Consider the following 16,150-nt stretch of genomic DNA (forward strand, 5'->3'; position numbering starts at 1 on the left):
AGGCGCTAACTGTTTGGTCGAAATGACGTCTGCGCCCGAGTGTTGACAGGGGATGTTGCGATAATGACAGTCTATATTGACAGTCTAGCAGGTCATCCCTGCGAGCAACAGCATTGTGATTCTTGAATGTAACATTTTCGCACGGCTGTGGTGTTCCCTGGACGCCCACTGCCGGTCTACAGCGCCGATCAGGCCGGCGGCCTCCCGGCCAGGCGCGCTTCCAGGCGACGTATCCAGTGCGATGCGTTCGGGTCCGTGCGCCAGGTGCTGGCGGCCGCATGCACGTCGTTCAGCAGCGCGTCGGGCAGGCGCAGCGGCCGGGTCAGGTCAAGCAGGAAGTGCGTCACCAGGCGCTGGCCCAGCGCGCGCGTCAGCATGCGGCTGAGCGAAAAACCGGGCACGAACACGCGCGCCACGGCGTCGATACAGCGCACGGCTGCCAGTGCGAGCGCGAACACGGCCCGCGCCAGCAGTGGCACGCGCGCGTCCAGACCCAGGGCGCGCCTGGCGTCGCCCTTGCACAGCAGGCGCGTGAGCAGCGTCGGCACGGGTTTCAGCAGCCGGATCGGGATCTCGTTTTCCATCGCCTTCATCAGGTCCGCCGCCAGCAGCGGGCGCGGATCGGGCCTGCGCACCAGCAGGCGGGCGCGCGCCTGGATGGCCTCGAAATCGTGCTGCGCCTGTGCCATCGTGGTCGCCATCAGGCCCTGTTCGATGCCCAGCACGTGGCCCAGTACGTTCCAGGTGTGCAGGTAGGCTTCTTCATCCTGCGCGGGCAGCGCGAGGCGCAGCGTGCGCAGGCCCCGCACGAACACGTAGCTGAACGTGAGCAGGGTATAAGCCAGTTCTTCCTGATTGCATGGCAGGCCGTTGACGGACGTGTCCCAGCCATGCGCGTACAGCGTGTGATAGATGCCGCCGCCCGCCGGCGCCAGCGACGGCACCGGTGGGGCGTCTACGGCGTCATTCGGCGTGCCGCGCAGGATCAGATAACGAATGGTGGCGTGAATCAGGCGCACCTTGAGCGCCTGGGCCACGCCGCCCCCTTCGGGCGTGGTCAGGCCGCCGGCCAGCATGACCGGGAAGATCATGGCGGCGGTGGAGCGCACGCGGTAATCGGTGTGCGCCTCGAGCTGGCCAGCCGCGTGCAGCACCGCCGACAGGTCGGGCAGCACATAGCATTCGGGCAGGCTGGCGCAGAACAGCAGCGTGCACGAGAGCATGCTCATGTCCATGAACAGCGTCTCGGCGCGCGCGATGGCCGCCCGGTCGGTCCACGCCGGCAAGTGCTGGCAGGCGGCCAGGTAACCGGTCAACGCCTCGGCCGCGCGGGGATCGAGACCGGGCCCGGGCTGCCAGGACGCCAGCGCGCCATTGGTCTGCCAGCGCGCCAGTTCGCCGTTGATCTGCGCGATGCGCGCCGACAGCTCGCCCGGCCCGCTGGCGCCGGCCAGCATCCGCGCGACGGTGTCATCGGCGGGCGGGTCGGCGCGCAGCGTTGGACAGAGCAACTCGGGGGCAATGCGATCCATCGGCGTTCCTTGTGAGGTAAGGGGAGGCAGGGTTCCAGCAGTGGATCAAAAGCGCAGATCGAGGCGCACGTCGGCCGTACGCGGCGCCGTCGGCGTGGTCATGCCGAAGCTGTCGATCAGCGACGGGCGCACCGAATTTTCCAGGTTGCGCACGCGCGCCAGCAGGCTCCAGGCGCCGCCGGCCGGGGCGTAGCGCAGTGTGGCGTCGGTGGTCGTGTGCGCGGGAATCCGGTATTCGAGCAGCTGGCTCGGAATCGTGATCACATACTCGGCGCTGCGGCGCGAGAACACCCCCGCATGCAGCTGCCCGCCAAACACGCCGAAGCGGTGCTCGTAGCCGAGCGTATAGACATGGCTCGGCGCGCGATCGAGCTTGCGGCCGGCCCATGACGCGGTGGGGGTCGGGTTGTACGACACATAGTGTGCGTCGAGCGCGGTCGCGCCGTAGCTGAGGCGCCCGTTGCTGCCGACGCGGATGTCGCCGTCCAGTTCCAGGCCGCGCGAGCGGGCGACGCCGGCGTTGCCCGTCAGGATGCGCGGGGCGCCCGAGACAATGGCGGTGCCGCTCAGTTGCAGATTCGTGTAGTCGTATACGAAGGCAGCGGCGTTGACGGTGACGCGACCACCCCACAGGCGCGACTTGACGCCGGCTTCCCAGGCGCGCAGTTCTTCCGGCTGGTAGTACAGCGCGCTTTCCGATACGGCCACTGCCGCCGGGCATGCGATGCCCAGCGCGGTGCTGCCGGCGATGCAGCCGTCGTTGAAGCCGCCCGCCTTGTAGCCGGTGGCCAGGCTGCCATACAGCAGCGTCGTGGGCAGCAGGTCGTAGTCAAGTCCCAGGCGCCAGGTCGTGCGTGCGGTATTCAATTCGGCCGCATTGAGCAGGCGCCGGTCGGTCGCGGCGTTGAACACGGGCCCTTGCCGGAAATCGGTCGAGCCGACGCGGTCCTTGTCGTCCTCGGTGCGGCGCGCGCCGGCGGTCAGGCGCAGGCCGTCGACCACGCGCCAGGTCAGCTGGCCGAACACGGCGCGGCTGCGCGCTTCGGTCACGAGCGGAAACGCGTAATACGGCGGCAAGCCGACCGCTTGCAGGCCCTGGAACGCGTACGACGTGTCGGACGTTTCGTTGAAGTAGTACAAGCCGCCCTGGGCGCTGAGCGGGCCGGCGCCATTGGTGGCCAGGCGCAGCTCATGCGAATCCTGCTCGTTGTGGCCGTCGTAGTTGTTGATCACGCCAAGGGCGAGCTGCGGGGCCACGCGGTAGTAGTAGTTCTGGCGGAGTTCCTGGTCCAGCTTGCGGCGCGCGCCCAGGTAATACAGCGTGGCAGGACCGAGATCCCAGCGCAGGTCGGCGGACCAGCCCCGGGCCACGCGGTCTTGCCAGCCCTGCACGGGCGTCATGTTCGGCGGACGGAAGCTGTTGGTCAGGCGTTCGTCGGTCGTGCTGTCGCGGTACACGGGTTTGCCGCTGGCCACGCCGGAATAGAAATTCGTGTCCGGCACGAAGCGATCGTTATTGCCTTTGGCCTGGCCATGATCGTAGCGCAGCACCAGCGCGGCGTCGCGGCCCAGCGCCAGCTTGGCACTCAGGCGCGCGTCACGGTCGTCCTGGTCCATGCCGGGGCGCAGCAGCGTGCCCTGGCCGTTGTTCAGGTAGGGGTCATGCTGCAACTTGCTCACGGCGGCGCGCAGCGCCAGCATGTCGTTCACCGGCACGTTGATCACGCCGTCGATTTTGCGCCGGTCGTAGGTGCCCGCTTCGAACCCGATGGCGCCCTCGAAGCGGTCGGTCGGCAGGTTCGAGATCACGTTGACCAGGCCGGCAGTCGTGTTGCGGCCATACAGCGTGCCCTGCGGGCCGCGCAGCACTTCGATGCGGTCAACGTCCAGGAAATTGCCGCTCTGGCCGGCAGGCCGTGCGATGTACACGCCGTCGAGCATGAAGGCGGCCGACGGGTCGCCCTTGTCGGTGGTGTCGCTGTTGCTGATGCCGCGGATCGTCAGGCGCAGGCCCGAGAACGCCTGGTCGATGTAGACATTCGGCAGGCGCGGTCCAATGGTGGCAGCGCTGTCGGCGCCCAGCTCGCGCAACTGCTCGCCGGACAGGACGCTGATCGCAAGCGGCGTACGGGACGCCAGGGATTCGGTGCGCTGGGCGGTGACGACGACTTCCGGCACGGCCGGGCCACTGTCCTGGCCACTGTGCAGGGTGGGCGCAGTTTGCGCGCTGGCGATACTGCAGACGATACTGGATACGGCCGCGGCCAGCAGCGTGTGCGCTGGGCGGACTGGTCTTGCTTTCATTGATACCACTCCCGGTGGGACAACTGCGTGCCCGTCCTGAGCAACGCATGTCCAATGTTGTTCTTTGTGGCAAATTTAATTGCGCTGAGCAATTCCACGCCCGAGAGTCTAGCAGTACATCTCGAGGCGAAATAGTCCGGGGAAGTTAATTGAACAAAAATGACACCTGTACGCAACGGTCAGCGTGTTGACTGAGTAATCTGTCAATGAAGCTCGGCACCAGGACTGATGATTTTGTCATTCCCAACGGCGCCGTGCAGCCTGACCGACCAGGCCACGCCGGCGATCAGCAGCGCGATTGCCGCCAGTTCGAGCGGCCGTGGTCCGGCGCCGCGATAGATGCAGCCGTACAGCAGCGCGAACAGCGTTTCGAACAGGATCAGCTGGCCTGTCAGCGTGACGGGCACGCGGCGGCTCGCCACGTTCCAGAAATGGTTGCCGATGACCGATGCGCCCAGCGCCAGCAAAGCGTTGCAGGCCCAGAACACGATCCAGTCGCGCTCGCCAGCCACTTGCCCGCCGGCATCCCAGAACGCGAACGGTGCGAGCGCCAGGGACAGCACGCCCGTGGCCAGGCCGTACAGCGCCGACCATTCGCCGCTGCCAAAGCGCGGGTTGTTCTTCAGGTAGCGTGCATTGTCGAGCGCGTACCAGCTCCAGCACAGCAAGGCGCCGGTGGCGCACAGCACGCCGCCGGCGATGGCGATGCCGGATGCGTCGGGCGGCGCATGCATGAAGGTGTCGATGTTGATGCAGGCGATGCCAACTGCGACCAGCAGCAGCGGGGCCAGCATGCGCCGCAGCGGCACGGCGCCATGGTCATGGCGACCGAGCAGCGTGACGACCAGCGGCACCATGCCGACGATCAGCGAGGTGGGCGCGACGCCCGCATACTGCACGCCGTACGCCAGCAGCACGTAATACACGAGGTTGCCGGCCAGCGCATGACGCACCAGCGCGTACAGATCGGTCCGGGACAGGCTGGCGAGCAGGGTGCGCAGGCGCGGGCCCAGGAGCACGAGGGCGATGGCGCCGTAGGCCAGATAGCGCCCGACGGTCAGTTGCAGCGGCGTGAACGCGGCCAGATACGCCGGCGCAACGAACACGATGCCCCACATGGCGCCAGCCAGCAAGCCGCACAACACACCGATACCCATGCCTGTTCCTTCCGTGACGCCGTCAGCCGGGCATTCTAGCAGCGGCTCAGGCCGCCAATGCAAGAACGGACGCCGGCGGCGCCAGGCGCACGCCGAGCGCCGTGGCCGGTTCGAGGCGGAAGGCGCAGTCAGCGTTAAATAGAGACTACTTTTGAACTGACGAGCAGTCCAGTGGTCCAACCCCTGTCCACAGCGTCAGGAGTCGATCATGAAAGCGCCGCGTTTCAAGGGCTGGTTTGCAAAACTGCCTTCGCTGAACCAGCCCCAGCGCCGGCAAGTGCTCGATGCCCTGCACCCTGCAGCCGGGCTCGATCAGGTAGTCGCACTCATCAGTGAGGCCAGGGCGCCAGGCCGCTGCTGCCCCAGATGCGGCAATGAGCGTTGCTACCGGCACGGGTTCGCCAACGACTTGCAGCGTTACCGCTGCTGCGCTTGCGGTCGCACCTTCAACGACCTGACCGGTACGCCGCTGGCTCGGCTGAGGCTCAAGGCCAAATGGCTTGCGTATTCTCAGACGCTGCTCGATTCACTTCCCGTGCGCAAGGCAGCCAACCAGGTTGGCGTACACCGCACCACGGCCTTTCGCTGGCGCCACCGCTTCCTGCATTGGGTCAAGCTCGACCGGCCCGCAATCCTCAATGGCATCGTCGAGGCCGATGAAACATTTCTGCTCGAATCACAAAAAGGTTCACGCACGCTTGATCGGCCGCCGCGCCACCGCGGCGGCCACGCTGCCAAACCGGGCATTTCCAGCGAACTGGACTGTATCCTGGTCGCGCGCGACCGTGAGGGCCGCACGGTCGATGCCGTCACTGGTCGCGGCGCACTGACGGCTGCGCAGCTCGAGCGTAACTTGCTGCCCAGGCTCGATCAGCAGGCCTTGCTGGTCAGTGACAGCCACATTGCTTACCGCGCATTTGCACGCAAGCACAGGATCGCGCACGAGACGGTCAACCTGCGCGCCGGTGAGCGTGCGAGACGACTGGGCAATGTTGCTGTCCACGTGCAGAACGTCAACGCTTACCATCAGCGTTTCAAGGCCTGGCTACAGCGCTTTCGCGGCGTGGCGTCGCGCTACCTGCCCAATTACCTGGGCTGGCGCTGGGCGCTGGATGGAGAGCGAATTATTTTGCCAGGCCAATTGCTTCGCATTGCTATCAGCGTCATCAACAGATAACACTGACTGCGCCAGGCGGAACGTGGCCACGACCGACGCGAGCTGGCTGGCCTGCTCGCGCATCGCGTCGGCCGCCGCAGCGGCTTCTTCGACGAGCGCAGCGTTTTGCTGCGTGACGCGGTCCATCTCGACCAGCGCGGTATTGACCTGTTCGATGCCGGCGCTCTGCTCTTCGCTGGCGGCGGCGATCTCGCTCACGATCACCGTGACCTGGCCGATGCTGTGCACGATCTGCTGCATGGTTGTCCCGGCCAGGTCGACCTGGCGCGTGCCTTCGCGTACCTGCGTAACCGAATCGTCGATCAGCCCCTTGATTTCCCGGGCTGCGGCTGCCGAACGCTGGGCCAGCGTACGCACTTCGCCGGCAACGACGGCGAAGCCGCGACCCTGCTCGCCGGCGCGGGCTGCTTCGACGGCCGCATTGAGCGCCAGGATATTCGTCTGGAATGCAATGCCGTCGATCACGCCGATGATGTCGACGATGCGCTGCGACGAGGCATCGATCCGCCCCATCGTGCCGATCACATCGCCCACGATGCGCCCGCCTTCCCCGGCCACGCCGGCAGCAGTGGCGGCCAGGCTGTTGGCACGGTGAGCGTGCTCGGTATTCTGGCGGACGGTCGACGTCAGTTCTTCCATCGAGGCAGCCGTTTCTTCGAGCGAGCCGGCTTGCTGCTCGGTGCGGGCCGACAGGTCCTGGTTGCCGCTGGCGATGTCGCCCGAGACGTGCGCGATCGTCGCGGTCCCGTCGCGTACCTGCCCGACGATACCCGCGAGGTTGCCGTTCATGCGGCCCAGCGCATCGAGCAACTGGCCGACTTCGTCGCGCCGGCCTGTCTCGATGCGGCTGGTCAGGTCGCCCGCTGCAACGCGCTCGGCCACTGCGACCGCGCTGCGCAGCGGTTGGGTGATCGAGCGGGTGATCCACCAGGCGCAGCCAATGCCCAGCAGCAGGGCAGCACCGGCGAGCGTGAACAGGATGACCCTGGTTCTGGCGTACGAATCGAGGATGGTCGTTGCAATGACGCCCGTGGCCGCGCTTTGCATGTCGGCGAACTTGCGTACCGTTGCCAGATACGAGTCCGTCTGCGGTGTCACGCGGGTGCGATAGACGTCGTCAAGCCGGGCCTGGTCGCCCGCGCGCTTGGCCGCAAACAGCGCATCGCGCGCGGCCATGTACGCCAGGCGCTCTGCCTTGACGGTCTTGAACTGCTCGCGCACGCCCGGGTTGGCAAGTGCCGCGTCGATCTCCTGCTGCAGTTCGTTCGAGCGCGCCGTGATGGCAGCGCGGCGGGCGGCAATGACGTCCAGGATCGCCGCATCGGGCGCGTGGTAGACAGTTTCGTTGATCGCGGTGTTGACTTCGATATTGCGACGCCATTCGGCGATATTGCGCTGGTTCTTCATGCTGGTGTTGACGAGGCGGTGCGTCTTGCTGCCTGCTTCGTCCATGCGGGTGAGGGCGGTCGCGCTCAGTGCAACGAGCAGCGCCAGCACAATGGCAAAGCCCAGCCCGAGGCGAGCGCCCAAAGGTATGTTCTTCATGGGGATGATCCTGAAAATCGGTGGTGTAATGCCGGACTGCTGATGATGGAATGCGCAAACCACGCCTGCACGAGCAACGCCGGGCAGGCAGTTCGTCGGTAGTATAACGCTCCAGGCTCGATAAATGTTGCATTGAGGCAAAACTGCAACTCGGTAGTGGTGCTGATTGTCTTACAGCCGCAATGATGCATGTCGTGCGCTCCCAGTCCTACAGGGAACGGGCGCACACGCCTATGGCGGCAGCGCGCGATCGGCATAAGATGACTCCATCCATCACACATCAGGAGCACAGCATGCCAATCGATAACGACAACAAGGATCACGACGTCAAGGGCCGTAACTGGGACCAGCTCACCACCGGCACGACGAGCGTGGCAACGATGGGTGCCGGCTCGACTGGCGACGTCGCGGGTAGCGGCAGCAAGCAGGCGGCGCCTGGGACGAATACCGAGAGTGAGAACGAAACGGCTGGCGGCGGGTTGCAACAGCTCGGCCGCACCGATGATCTGCTGGCAGGTGGCTCGACTGAAGAGCAGGCCGATGAAGGTTTCCAGGGCAAGACTGACGAGAATGGCACGCAAGGCAGCCAGTCTGCTGCCGGTACTGGTGTAAATACCAACGCCAACAAAGGCATCAATAACAAATAAGCAGCAACATCGTGGGGGACCGGTCGATCGCGTCGCAGCGTTTGCCGCGGTCCCTGCAGAAATTCCGTAATGGCTCGCCGAAGTGGCAAGGGTGGACTAGAATGCATAGAGCCGCCTTGTCAGCGAGATAACAGTGTTCGGTATGAACGGAGAGCATCATGCCAAGTCTTGGGCCAATTGCTCGGGCGTGTTTTCCGTTCGAATCTGTAGCTCTGTGCCAGTACCTATGTCGCATAAAGAAATTGAGCAACAGATGTGCCAACAGGCCGCTGTTGACTAGGAAAATCAATTGCCCGTGGAAGTGTCACGCGCTTGACCCAGTTGCAATGACTGACATGGCAGATTGTCATCATTATTAGTGATAATGTGTCAGAATGTTGCAATGACTCAAGAGCTTTCAAACACTCGCTCCTATCGCGGACAGACGCCGGAGCAGCGTCGCGCCGACCGGCGTAACCGCCTCATTGCCGGCGCCATCAGTGTGTATGGTGAGCGCGGCTACCATAATGCGACCGTTAAGGCGGTCTGCGATGCCGCGGGTCTCACCGAGCGCTACTTCTACGAATCGTTCGCGAACAGCGAAATGCTCTTGATCGCCAGCTACACGTTCATCACCGATCTGGTGCGTGAAAGAGTGTTGCTCGCCGGGGAATCGGCACGCGGCGGCAGGATTGCCCGGTCGCGAGCCATGCTCCACGCTTATTTCTCTTCGATCCAGCGCGATCCCCGTTCAGCACGTGTATTCCTCGTCGAAATCCGTGGTGTGAGTGCTGCCGTGGACCGCACCTTCGATGAATCGCTTCATGAGTTCGGGTTGGCTGTCACGCGGCTCGTCGCGCCCGATTTGCTGGACGACGAGTTATTGCAGGCAGGCGTCATTGGCGGCGTGATCCATATTGCCATGCGCTGGATCGCGTGCGACTACAAGCCGCCGATCGACGAGGCAGTTGCGGCGGCGCTGCGCCTTGGCACAGCCCTGTCCAAGCGGCCCCGCGTCGCGCCAGCCGGCAGCGCGTAATCAGTCACGGTCCATAAAAGGAAAGCCGGGCGGAAGCGCCATCCCTGTGCGGGATGGCGCCTGCATCAGATATGCAGTGCGTGGCCCAGTGCGCGCAGCGCTGCTTCCTGCACCGCTTCACCGAGCGTTGGATGCGCGTGGATCGTGCGTGCCACATCTTCCAGTTGTGCCCCCAGTTCGATCGACTGCGTGAAGCCAGCCGCCAGTTCGGCCACGCCGACGCCCACCGCCTGCCAGCCCAGGATCAGGTGATTGTCCTTGCGCGCAACGACGCGGACAAAACCGTCGGTGCTCTCGATCGTCATCGCCCGTCCATTGGCGCTGAACGGGAAACTCGCGCTGATGGCGTCGATGCCGGCCGCTGCGGCTTCGCCAGGGGACATGCCGGCCACCACGATTTCGGGATCGGTGTAGCAGACAGCTGGAATGGCCGCCGGATGGAACCAGCGTCGCTTGCCGGCGATGATCTCGGCCACCATCTCGCCCTGCGCCATCGCGCGGTGCGCCAGCATCGGTTCACCGGTCAGGTCGCCAATCGCCCAGACATTGCGCATCGACGTGCGGCATTGCTCGTCGACTTTCACGGCGCGCCCGTTCATGTCGAGCATCAGGTGTTCGAGACCCCAGCCGGTGGTTGCCGGCTTGCGGCCCACGGCCACCAGCACGCGGTCAGCCTCGAGATAGGCTTCCACGCCGGACGCGTCGCGCACCTTGACCCGCTCGCCCTCCATGCCCAGCACCGATGTCGCCAGGCGGACCTCGACACCGAGGCGCTCGAGTGAAGTGGCAACCGGTTTGACCAGATCCGCATCGTAGGCTGGCAGGATGCGCTCGGCCGCCTCGACGACCGTGACCTGGCTGCCCAGCTTGCGAAACGCCGTGCCCAGTTCCAGACCGATATAACCGGCGCCAACCACCACCATGCGGCGCGGTACCTCGCTCAATGACAGCGCCTCGGTCGACGAAATGACCGGACCGCCAAACGGCATGAACGGCAGTTCGACCGCGTGCGAGCCGCTCGCCAGCAGCATGTGTTCGCAGCGGATGCGCACCGGCTCTTGCCCGCTGCCCTCATGAGGCTGCACTTCGACGGTCTTGCCGTCGAGGACACGGGCCCAGCCGCGTACCACGCGCACACCCTGTTTCTTCAGCAGCGCGCCCACGCCGCCGGTCAGGCGCTTGACGATGCCGTCTTTCCAGGCCACCGTTTTTTCGAGGTCGATGCTGGGCGCGTCGACCCTGATCCCCAGGGGCGACGTTTGCGCCGCGTAATGCACGGTCTTGGCGTATTCGTCGGCCGCATGGATCAGCGCCTTGGACGGAATGCAGCCGATGTTCAGGCAGGTGCCGCCCGGTTGCGCGCCTTCGACGAGGACGGTAGGGATGCCCAACTGGCCGGCGCGGATGCCGGCCACGTAGCCGGCCGGGCCGCCACCGATGATCAGGAGCGTCGTATTGATTGTCTCCATCGCTTACTCCACGAACAGGGTGGCAGGAAATTCGAGGTAACCCCGGATCGACTGCACGAACTGGGCGGCCACCATGCCATCGATGACGCGGTGGTCGAACGAGGATGACAGGTTCATCATCTTGCGCGCCACCATCGCGCCGTCACGGATGACGGGACGGTCGACGATGCGGTTCACACCCACGATGGCGACCTCGGGCCGGTTGATGACAGGCGTCGTGACGATGCCGCCCAGCGCGCCCAGGCTCGTGATCGTGATCGTCGAGCCGGTCAGTTCGTCGCGCGTGGCCTTGCCGCTGCGGGCGGCGTCGGCCAGGCGCGCGATTTCGGCAGCGCTCGACCATGGGTCGCGCGATTCGGCGTGACGCACGACCGGCACCATCAGGCCCGATTCGGTCTGCGCCGCAATGCCGATGTGGGCCGCGTCGTACGTCGTCAGTGTGTTGGCCTCGTCGTCGTAGCGCGCGCTCATCATCGGATAGCTGCGCAGCGCCAGTACCACGGCGCGCATCAGCAGCGGCAGCAGCGTGAGCTTGCCGCGCTCCTGGCCGTAGCGGGCATTGAGTTGCAGGCGCAGCGCTTCGAGTTCGGTCACGTCGACTTCTTCGACGTAGGTGAAGTGCGGGATGTTGCGCTTGGCTTCCTGCATCTTCTCGGCGATCTTGCGACGCAGGCCAATGATCTGCGTGGCATGCTCGCCGTGCTGTTCGGCATAGCGTTCGTCCATCGCGCCATTGGCCGCGCCGCCGCGGCGGCCGGCCACGTGCGCATCCAGGTCGGCATGCGTGATGCGGCCTGCGGGCCCGCTGCCGGGCACGAACTGCAGCTCGACGCCCAGGTCCCAGGCGCGCTGGCGCACGGCCGGCGGGGCCAGCGGTTTTTCACCGTCGGCGCGCAGCGGTCCACCGGCCCCGGACCCGGACCCGGACCCGGACCCCGCCCTGGCTGGCGCTGGCCTGGCTGCCGGAGCAGGTGCCGGCTTGGCTGGTGCAGCGGCCGGCGCTGGCGCGGCTGACGCATGCGCCGCCACGGCCTCGAGCTGCGGTTCGGCCACTTCTTCGGCCGGCGCGGTGGCCGCGCCGGACTGCACGGGTTCACGGCGCGCCTTGTCGGCGCTGACGTTGCCGGCGCCGGCGACTTCGAGGCGGATCAGTTCCGCACCAACGGCCAGCGACTGGCCAATGGCGCCGCCCAGGCTCGTGATTGTCCCGGCGACCGGCGACGGAATTTCCACCGTCGCCTTGTCGGTCATGACGTCGGCCAGCACCTGGTCTTCGCGCACCGTGTCGCCCGGCTGCACGTGCCAGGCCACGACTTCCACTTCAGCGATGCCTTCACCGAGGTCCGGCATCTTGATGACATGAATCCCCATGATCAACCCTCCATCACGCGTTTCAGGGCCGCGCCGACACGGTCGGGCCCCGGAAAGTAAGCCCATTCCTGCGCATGCGGATACGGGGTGTCCCAGCCGGCCACGCGCCCGATCGGCGCTTCCAGCTGGTAGAAACAGTGCTCTTGAATGAGCGCGGCCAGTTCGGCGCCGAAGCCGCTCGTCTGCGTGGCCTCGTGCACGATCACGCAGCGGCCGGTCTTTTGCACCGACTTGACGAGCGTGTCCAGGTCGAGTGGCCAGATGCTGCGCAGGTCGATCACCTCGGCATCGACGCCCGATTCACGGGCCGCCGCTTCAGCGACCCAGACCATGGTGCCGTAAGCGATGACGGTGACGTCGTTGCCAGGGCGGACGATGGCCGCCTTGTCCAGCTCCACCGTGTAGTAGCCGGTCGGGACGTCGCCTTTCGGGTGGCCCGACCATGGCACGACAGGCCGGTCGTGGTGGCCGTCGAACGGGCCGTTGTACAGGCGCTTGGGTTCCAGGAAAATCACCGGATCGTCGTTCTCGATCGATGCGATCAGCAGGCCTTTGGCGTCGTACGGGTTCGACGGCATCACGGTGCGCAGGCCGCACACGTGGGTGAAGAATGCTTCAGGGCTCTGGCTGTGGGTCTGGCCGCCATAGATGCCGCCGCCGCAAGGCATGCGGATCACCATCGAGGCCGTGAATTCGCCGGCCGAGCGGTAGCGCAGGCGCGCCGCCTCGGACACGATCTGGTCGGTCGCCGGATAGAAATAATCGGCAAACTGGATCTCGACCACCGGACGCAGGCCATACGCGGCCATGCCGACCGCGGTGCCGACGATGCCGCCTTCGGAAATCGGCGCGTCGAACGCACGCGATTTGCCATATTTCGCCTGCAAGCCATCGGTGACGCGGAACACGCCGCCGAAGTAGCCGACGTCCTGGCCGTAGACGACCACGTTGTCGTCGCGTTCCATCATCACGTCCATGGCCGAGCGCAGCGCCTGGATCATGGTCATCGGCACGGTGGCCGCATCTTTTGGTAAATCGTCACGTGCCATGCTCATACCCCCAGCTGTTGACGCTGACGGCGCAGATGCTCCGGCATGTCTTTATAAACGTCCTCGAACATCGTCGCAGCGCTCGGTGCGCGCTCGTCGCCCAGGATGCCGAAACTCTCGGCTTCTTTTTGCGCGGCCAGGATCTCGGCTTCGAGCGCCGTGTGCGTCGCATCGTGCTCGTCGTCCGACCACCAGCCCAGGTTGGTCAGGTACTGGCGCAGGCGGGCAATGGGGTCGCCCAGCGGGAAGCGGGCGTAATCGTCGGCCGGGCGATAGCGCGCCGGATCGTCCGATGTCGAGTGCGGGCCGGCGCGGTAAGTCACCCATTCGATCAGCGTTGGGCCGAGGTTGCTGCGCGCCCGTTCGGCGGCCCAGCGCGAGGCGGCCAGCACGGCCAGAAAATCGTTGCCATCGACGCGCAGCGACGCAATGCCGCTGCCCACGCCACGGGTGGCGAAGGTCACGCTCTCGCCGCCGGCAATCGCCTGGAAGCTCGAGATCGCCCACTGGTTGTTGACGACGTTGAGGATGACCGGCGCGCGGTACACGTGGGCGAAGGTGAGGGCGGTGGAGAAGTCGGATTCGGCGGTGGCGCCGTCGCCGATCCAGGCCGATGCGATCTTGGTGTCGCCCTTGATGGCCGAGGCCATGGCCCAGCCGACCGCTTGCGGGTATTGCGTGGCGAGGTTGCCGGAAATCGTGAAGAAGCCGGCGCTGCGCACCGAGTACATCACCGGCAACTGGCGGCCCTTGAGGGGATCGCGCTCGTTCGACAGCAGCTGGCAGATCATGTCGACCAGCGGCACTTCACGCGCCATCAACAGGCTTTGCTGGCGGTAGGTCGGGAAATTCATGTCGCCGTCCTGCAGCGCGAGCGCGTGGGCGGTGCCGATCGCTTCTTCGCCGAGGCTGATCATGTAGAACGACATTTTCTTCTGGCGCTGGGCGATGACCATGCGCGCATCAAAAATGCGGGTCTTCATCATCGTGCGCAGGCCGAAGCGCAACAGGTCGCGGTCTGGCGCTTCGGCCCACGGGCCGACGGCGTTGCCGTGCTCGTCGAGCACGCGTATGAGCTGCTGGGCCATGTCGCTCGTCTCGAGCGGGGCCACATCGATGGGCGGGCGCCGGACAGCGCCGGCAGGGGTCAACTGAAGGTACGTAAAATCGGTCTTGCAGCCCGGACGGCCGGTAGGCTCCGGTACGTGCAGCGACAGAGGATTGCTCTGGCTCATATATGTGCTTTCCCTTGTGAGGTGGTGTGCAGCATGAAGATCATAGCGTGCTGATTGACGTTTACGTCAACTGCGGCGAACTATTTTCATATTGCTATGCACCATACGGGAGCGGCGGTCGCAGATGAAACGGCGGGCTCGTGCAGCGTCATGCAGTGTTTGGGACCAGGTTGTGCTCGCAACGCGATGCAGCAATTTAATTTTCGAAGGAAAGACGCGCGGGTGAGAGAATCGAGCTTCCCCCATGACCGGAGGCATCATGCCGACCTGCGACGACATCCTTCTGCTGGCACGCTACAACGCGACGATGAACCGCCAGCTGTACAATGCGGCCGCGACCTTGCCGCAGGAGGCAGTCACTGCCGAGCGGGGTGCCTTCTTTGGATCATTGCTGGGAACGCTGAATCATCTGGTCGCAGGCGACAGCATCTGGCTGTCACGCTTTGCTGGCCATGTGGCGATGTTTCGCGCGCTCGAGACGCTGCGCGGCGTGGCGATCCCCAGCGACTTGCGCCAGTCGTACGGCGACAGCCTGGCGTTGCTGCGCGTGCAGCGCGAGCGGATCGACGGGATCGTCATGGCGCTGGCGGCCGAGGTAACGGCAGCCGATCTGGACCACGTGCTGGCTTACCGCAACACGCGTGGCGCCTCGTTCTGCAAGCCGTTCGGCAGCCTGCTGCTGCACTTTTTCAATCACCAGACCCATCACCGCGGCCAGGCCAGCACTTTGCTGACGCAGGCCGGCGCCGACATCGGCGTGACCGACCTGCTGGTGCTTGTCGGGGACCAGCCGCCAGCGTGACGCTGGCGCGCCGCTCGCGCAGCCAGAACCCCGGGCCCACCCACGCCAACCTGCTGAAGCGGGAAGGTGGTGCGTGAATGCTACGCAGCAAATTCATCGAACGAAGCAGGCCGGTGAAAGGCAGTTGGATGTGCCTCGTGCCGCTTAGAACAGATAGGTGACGCCGAAATTGAGTGAGGCTGGTCGATATTTCGGCTTGCCGATCAGCATATTGCCGGCATTAGATGCCTTGAATGTGCCACTCTCGACACTAGTCCAGCGCGCATCGCCAGTGAGGCGCCAGCGGGGTGCCAGGCTGTACTCGACGCCCACGATGGCTTGTACACCCACGCCGCCTTCACGTGAATACTCCTGCTCTGATCCGTTGCGGTCAACGTCGATATCGAGCGCGATCACGTAGCCCAGGCCGGCGCCGATGAACGGACGTAACGCGCCGCGAGCCGGGAAGCGGTAGTACACGTTCAAGAGGACCAGTTCGGAAAAGATGTTGCCATCGACTTCGACACCGCCGATGCGCCTGAGATAATTGCCGCGCTCGTCCAAGGCCAGCTCGACGGCCCACCCGTTGCCGAAGCGACGGCCCACGGCGGCGCCAAAACCGAGACCCCCACCAAATTTGGCCGTGCCTCCTACACCGGGACCGGTAGGGCGGAACTCGGAAAAGCTGGTCGATGGCGCTGCGGGGACGCCCCCGTAAGCGCTGGCGTAGAAGCCTGCTTCGTCCTGGGCGGCAGCTGATAACGGGATCAGCAGCAGGAGTGCGGTGAGATACGTGACGTAGCGCGTCTTGAAAGGCTGGTTCATGGCAGTCCTTTGGCGATGGAACTACTGGAGAGAACAGCCA

12 protein-coding genes and 1 pseudogene are annotated in these 16,150 nt (G+C 65.2%); 4 read left to right on the forward strand and 9 right to left on the reverse strand.

Features of this window, described 5'->3' with window-relative positions:
- Positions 1–188: 188 nt before the first annotated feature.
- The 3 genes from IFU00_09565 to IFU00_09575 form a co-directional block, all read right to left on the reverse strand.
- Positions 189–1,532, reverse strand: a complete 1,344-nt coding sequence (locus IFU00_09565; GenBank protein ID MBD8542529.1) for a DUF2236 domain-containing protein — start codon at positions 1,530–1,532, stop codon at positions 189–191.
- A 45-nt stretch (positions 1,533–1,577) separates the two neighbouring features.
- Entirely contained in the window at positions 1,578–3,710 is a 2,133-nt protein-coding gene (locus IFU00_09570; protein ID MBD8542530.1) for a TonB-dependent receptor, read from the reverse strand.
- Positions 3,711–4,039: 329 nt separating this feature from the next.
- On the reverse strand, positions 4,040–4,993 hold the full coding sequence (locus IFU00_09575; protein ID MBD8542531.1) for a DMT family transporter: 954 nt from the start codon (positions 4,991–4,993) through the stop codon (positions 4,040–4,042).
- A gap of 208 nt (positions 4,994–5,201) precedes the next feature.
- On the opposite strand from IFU00_09575, the gene IFU00_09580 reads away from it, so the two are divergent.
- Entirely contained in the window at positions 5,202–6,170 is a 969-nt protein-coding gene (locus IFU00_09580; protein MBD8542532.1) for an IS1595 family transposase, read from the forward strand.
- Between the two features lie 3 nt (positions 6,171–6,173).
- On the opposite strand, the pseudogene IFU00_09585 reads toward IFU00_09580, so the two are convergent.
- Positions 6,174–7,715, reverse strand: a pseudogene (locus tag IFU00_09585) (HAMP domain-containing protein).
- A gap of 293 nt (positions 7,716–8,008) precedes the next feature.
- Between IFU00_09585 and IFU00_09590 the strand changes: the two are divergent.
- A complete protein-coding gene (locus tag IFU00_09590) occupies positions 8,009–8,362 on the forward strand; it encodes a hypothetical protein (protein ID MBD8542533.1) in 354 nt (117 codons plus the stop codon).
- 382 nt (positions 8,363–8,744) lie between these two features.
- Positions 8,745–9,380, forward strand: coding sequence for a TetR/AcrR family transcriptional regulator (locus tag IFU00_09595; protein ID MBD8542534.1), 636 nt, complete (start codon positions 8,745–8,747; stop codon positions 9,378–9,380).
- Between the two features lie 65 nt (positions 9,381–9,445).
- Here the strand turns inward: IFU00_09595 and lpdA are convergent, their stop codons facing one another.
- Genes lpdA through IFU00_09615 form a run of 4 tightly spaced genes read right to left on the reverse strand, consistent with a single transcriptional unit; the run spans position 9,446 to position 14,504 of the window.
- Positions 9,446–10,849: a dihydrolipoyl dehydrogenase gene (lpdA, locus tag IFU00_09600; GenBank protein MBD8542535.1), complete on the reverse strand. Its 1,404-nt coding sequence runs from the start codon at positions 10,847–10,849 to the stop codon at positions 9,446–9,448.
- Between the two features lie 3 nt (positions 10,850–10,852).
- Positions 10,853–12,220, reverse strand: a complete 1,368-nt coding sequence (locus tag IFU00_09605) for a 2-oxo acid dehydrogenase subunit E2 (GenBank protein MBD8542536.1) — start codon at positions 12,218–12,220, stop codon at positions 10,853–10,855.
- A gap of 2 nt (positions 12,221–12,222) precedes the next feature.
- On the reverse strand, positions 12,223–13,275 hold the full coding sequence (locus IFU00_09610) for an alpha-ketoacid dehydrogenase subunit beta (protein MBD8542537.1): 1,053 nt from the start codon (positions 13,273–13,275) through the stop codon (positions 12,223–12,225).
- Positions 13,272–14,504 (reverse strand): 3-methyl-2-oxobutanoate dehydrogenase (2-methylpropanoyl-transferring) subunit alpha, encoded by a 1,233-nt coding sequence (locus IFU00_09615; GenBank protein MBD8542538.1) that lies wholly within the window; start codon positions 14,502–14,504, stop codon positions 13,272–13,274. The genes IFU00_09610 and IFU00_09615 overlap by 4 nt, the downstream gene beginning before the upstream one ends.
- 259 nt (positions 14,505–14,763) lie before the next feature.
- Between IFU00_09615 and IFU00_09620 the strand changes: the two genes are divergently transcribed.
- Positions 14,764–15,306: a DinB family protein gene (locus IFU00_09620; protein ID MBD8542539.1), complete on the forward strand. Its 543-nt coding sequence runs from the start codon at positions 14,764–14,766 to the stop codon at positions 15,304–15,306.
- Positions 15,307–15,450: 144 nt separating this feature from the next.
- On the opposite strand, the gene IFU00_09625 is transcribed toward IFU00_09620, so the two are convergent.
- Complete coding sequence (locus IFU00_09625) at positions 15,451–16,110, reverse strand: outer membrane beta-barrel protein (GenBank protein ID MBD8542540.1); 660 nt, start codon at positions 16,108–16,110, stop codon at positions 15,451–15,453.
- Positions 16,111–16,150 lie beyond the last annotated feature (40 nt).

Source organism: Oxalobacteraceae sp. CFBP 8761 (assembly GCA_014841595.1).
Classification (GTDB): Bacteria; Pseudomonadota; Gammaproteobacteria; order Burkholderiales; family Burkholderiaceae_D; genus Telluria.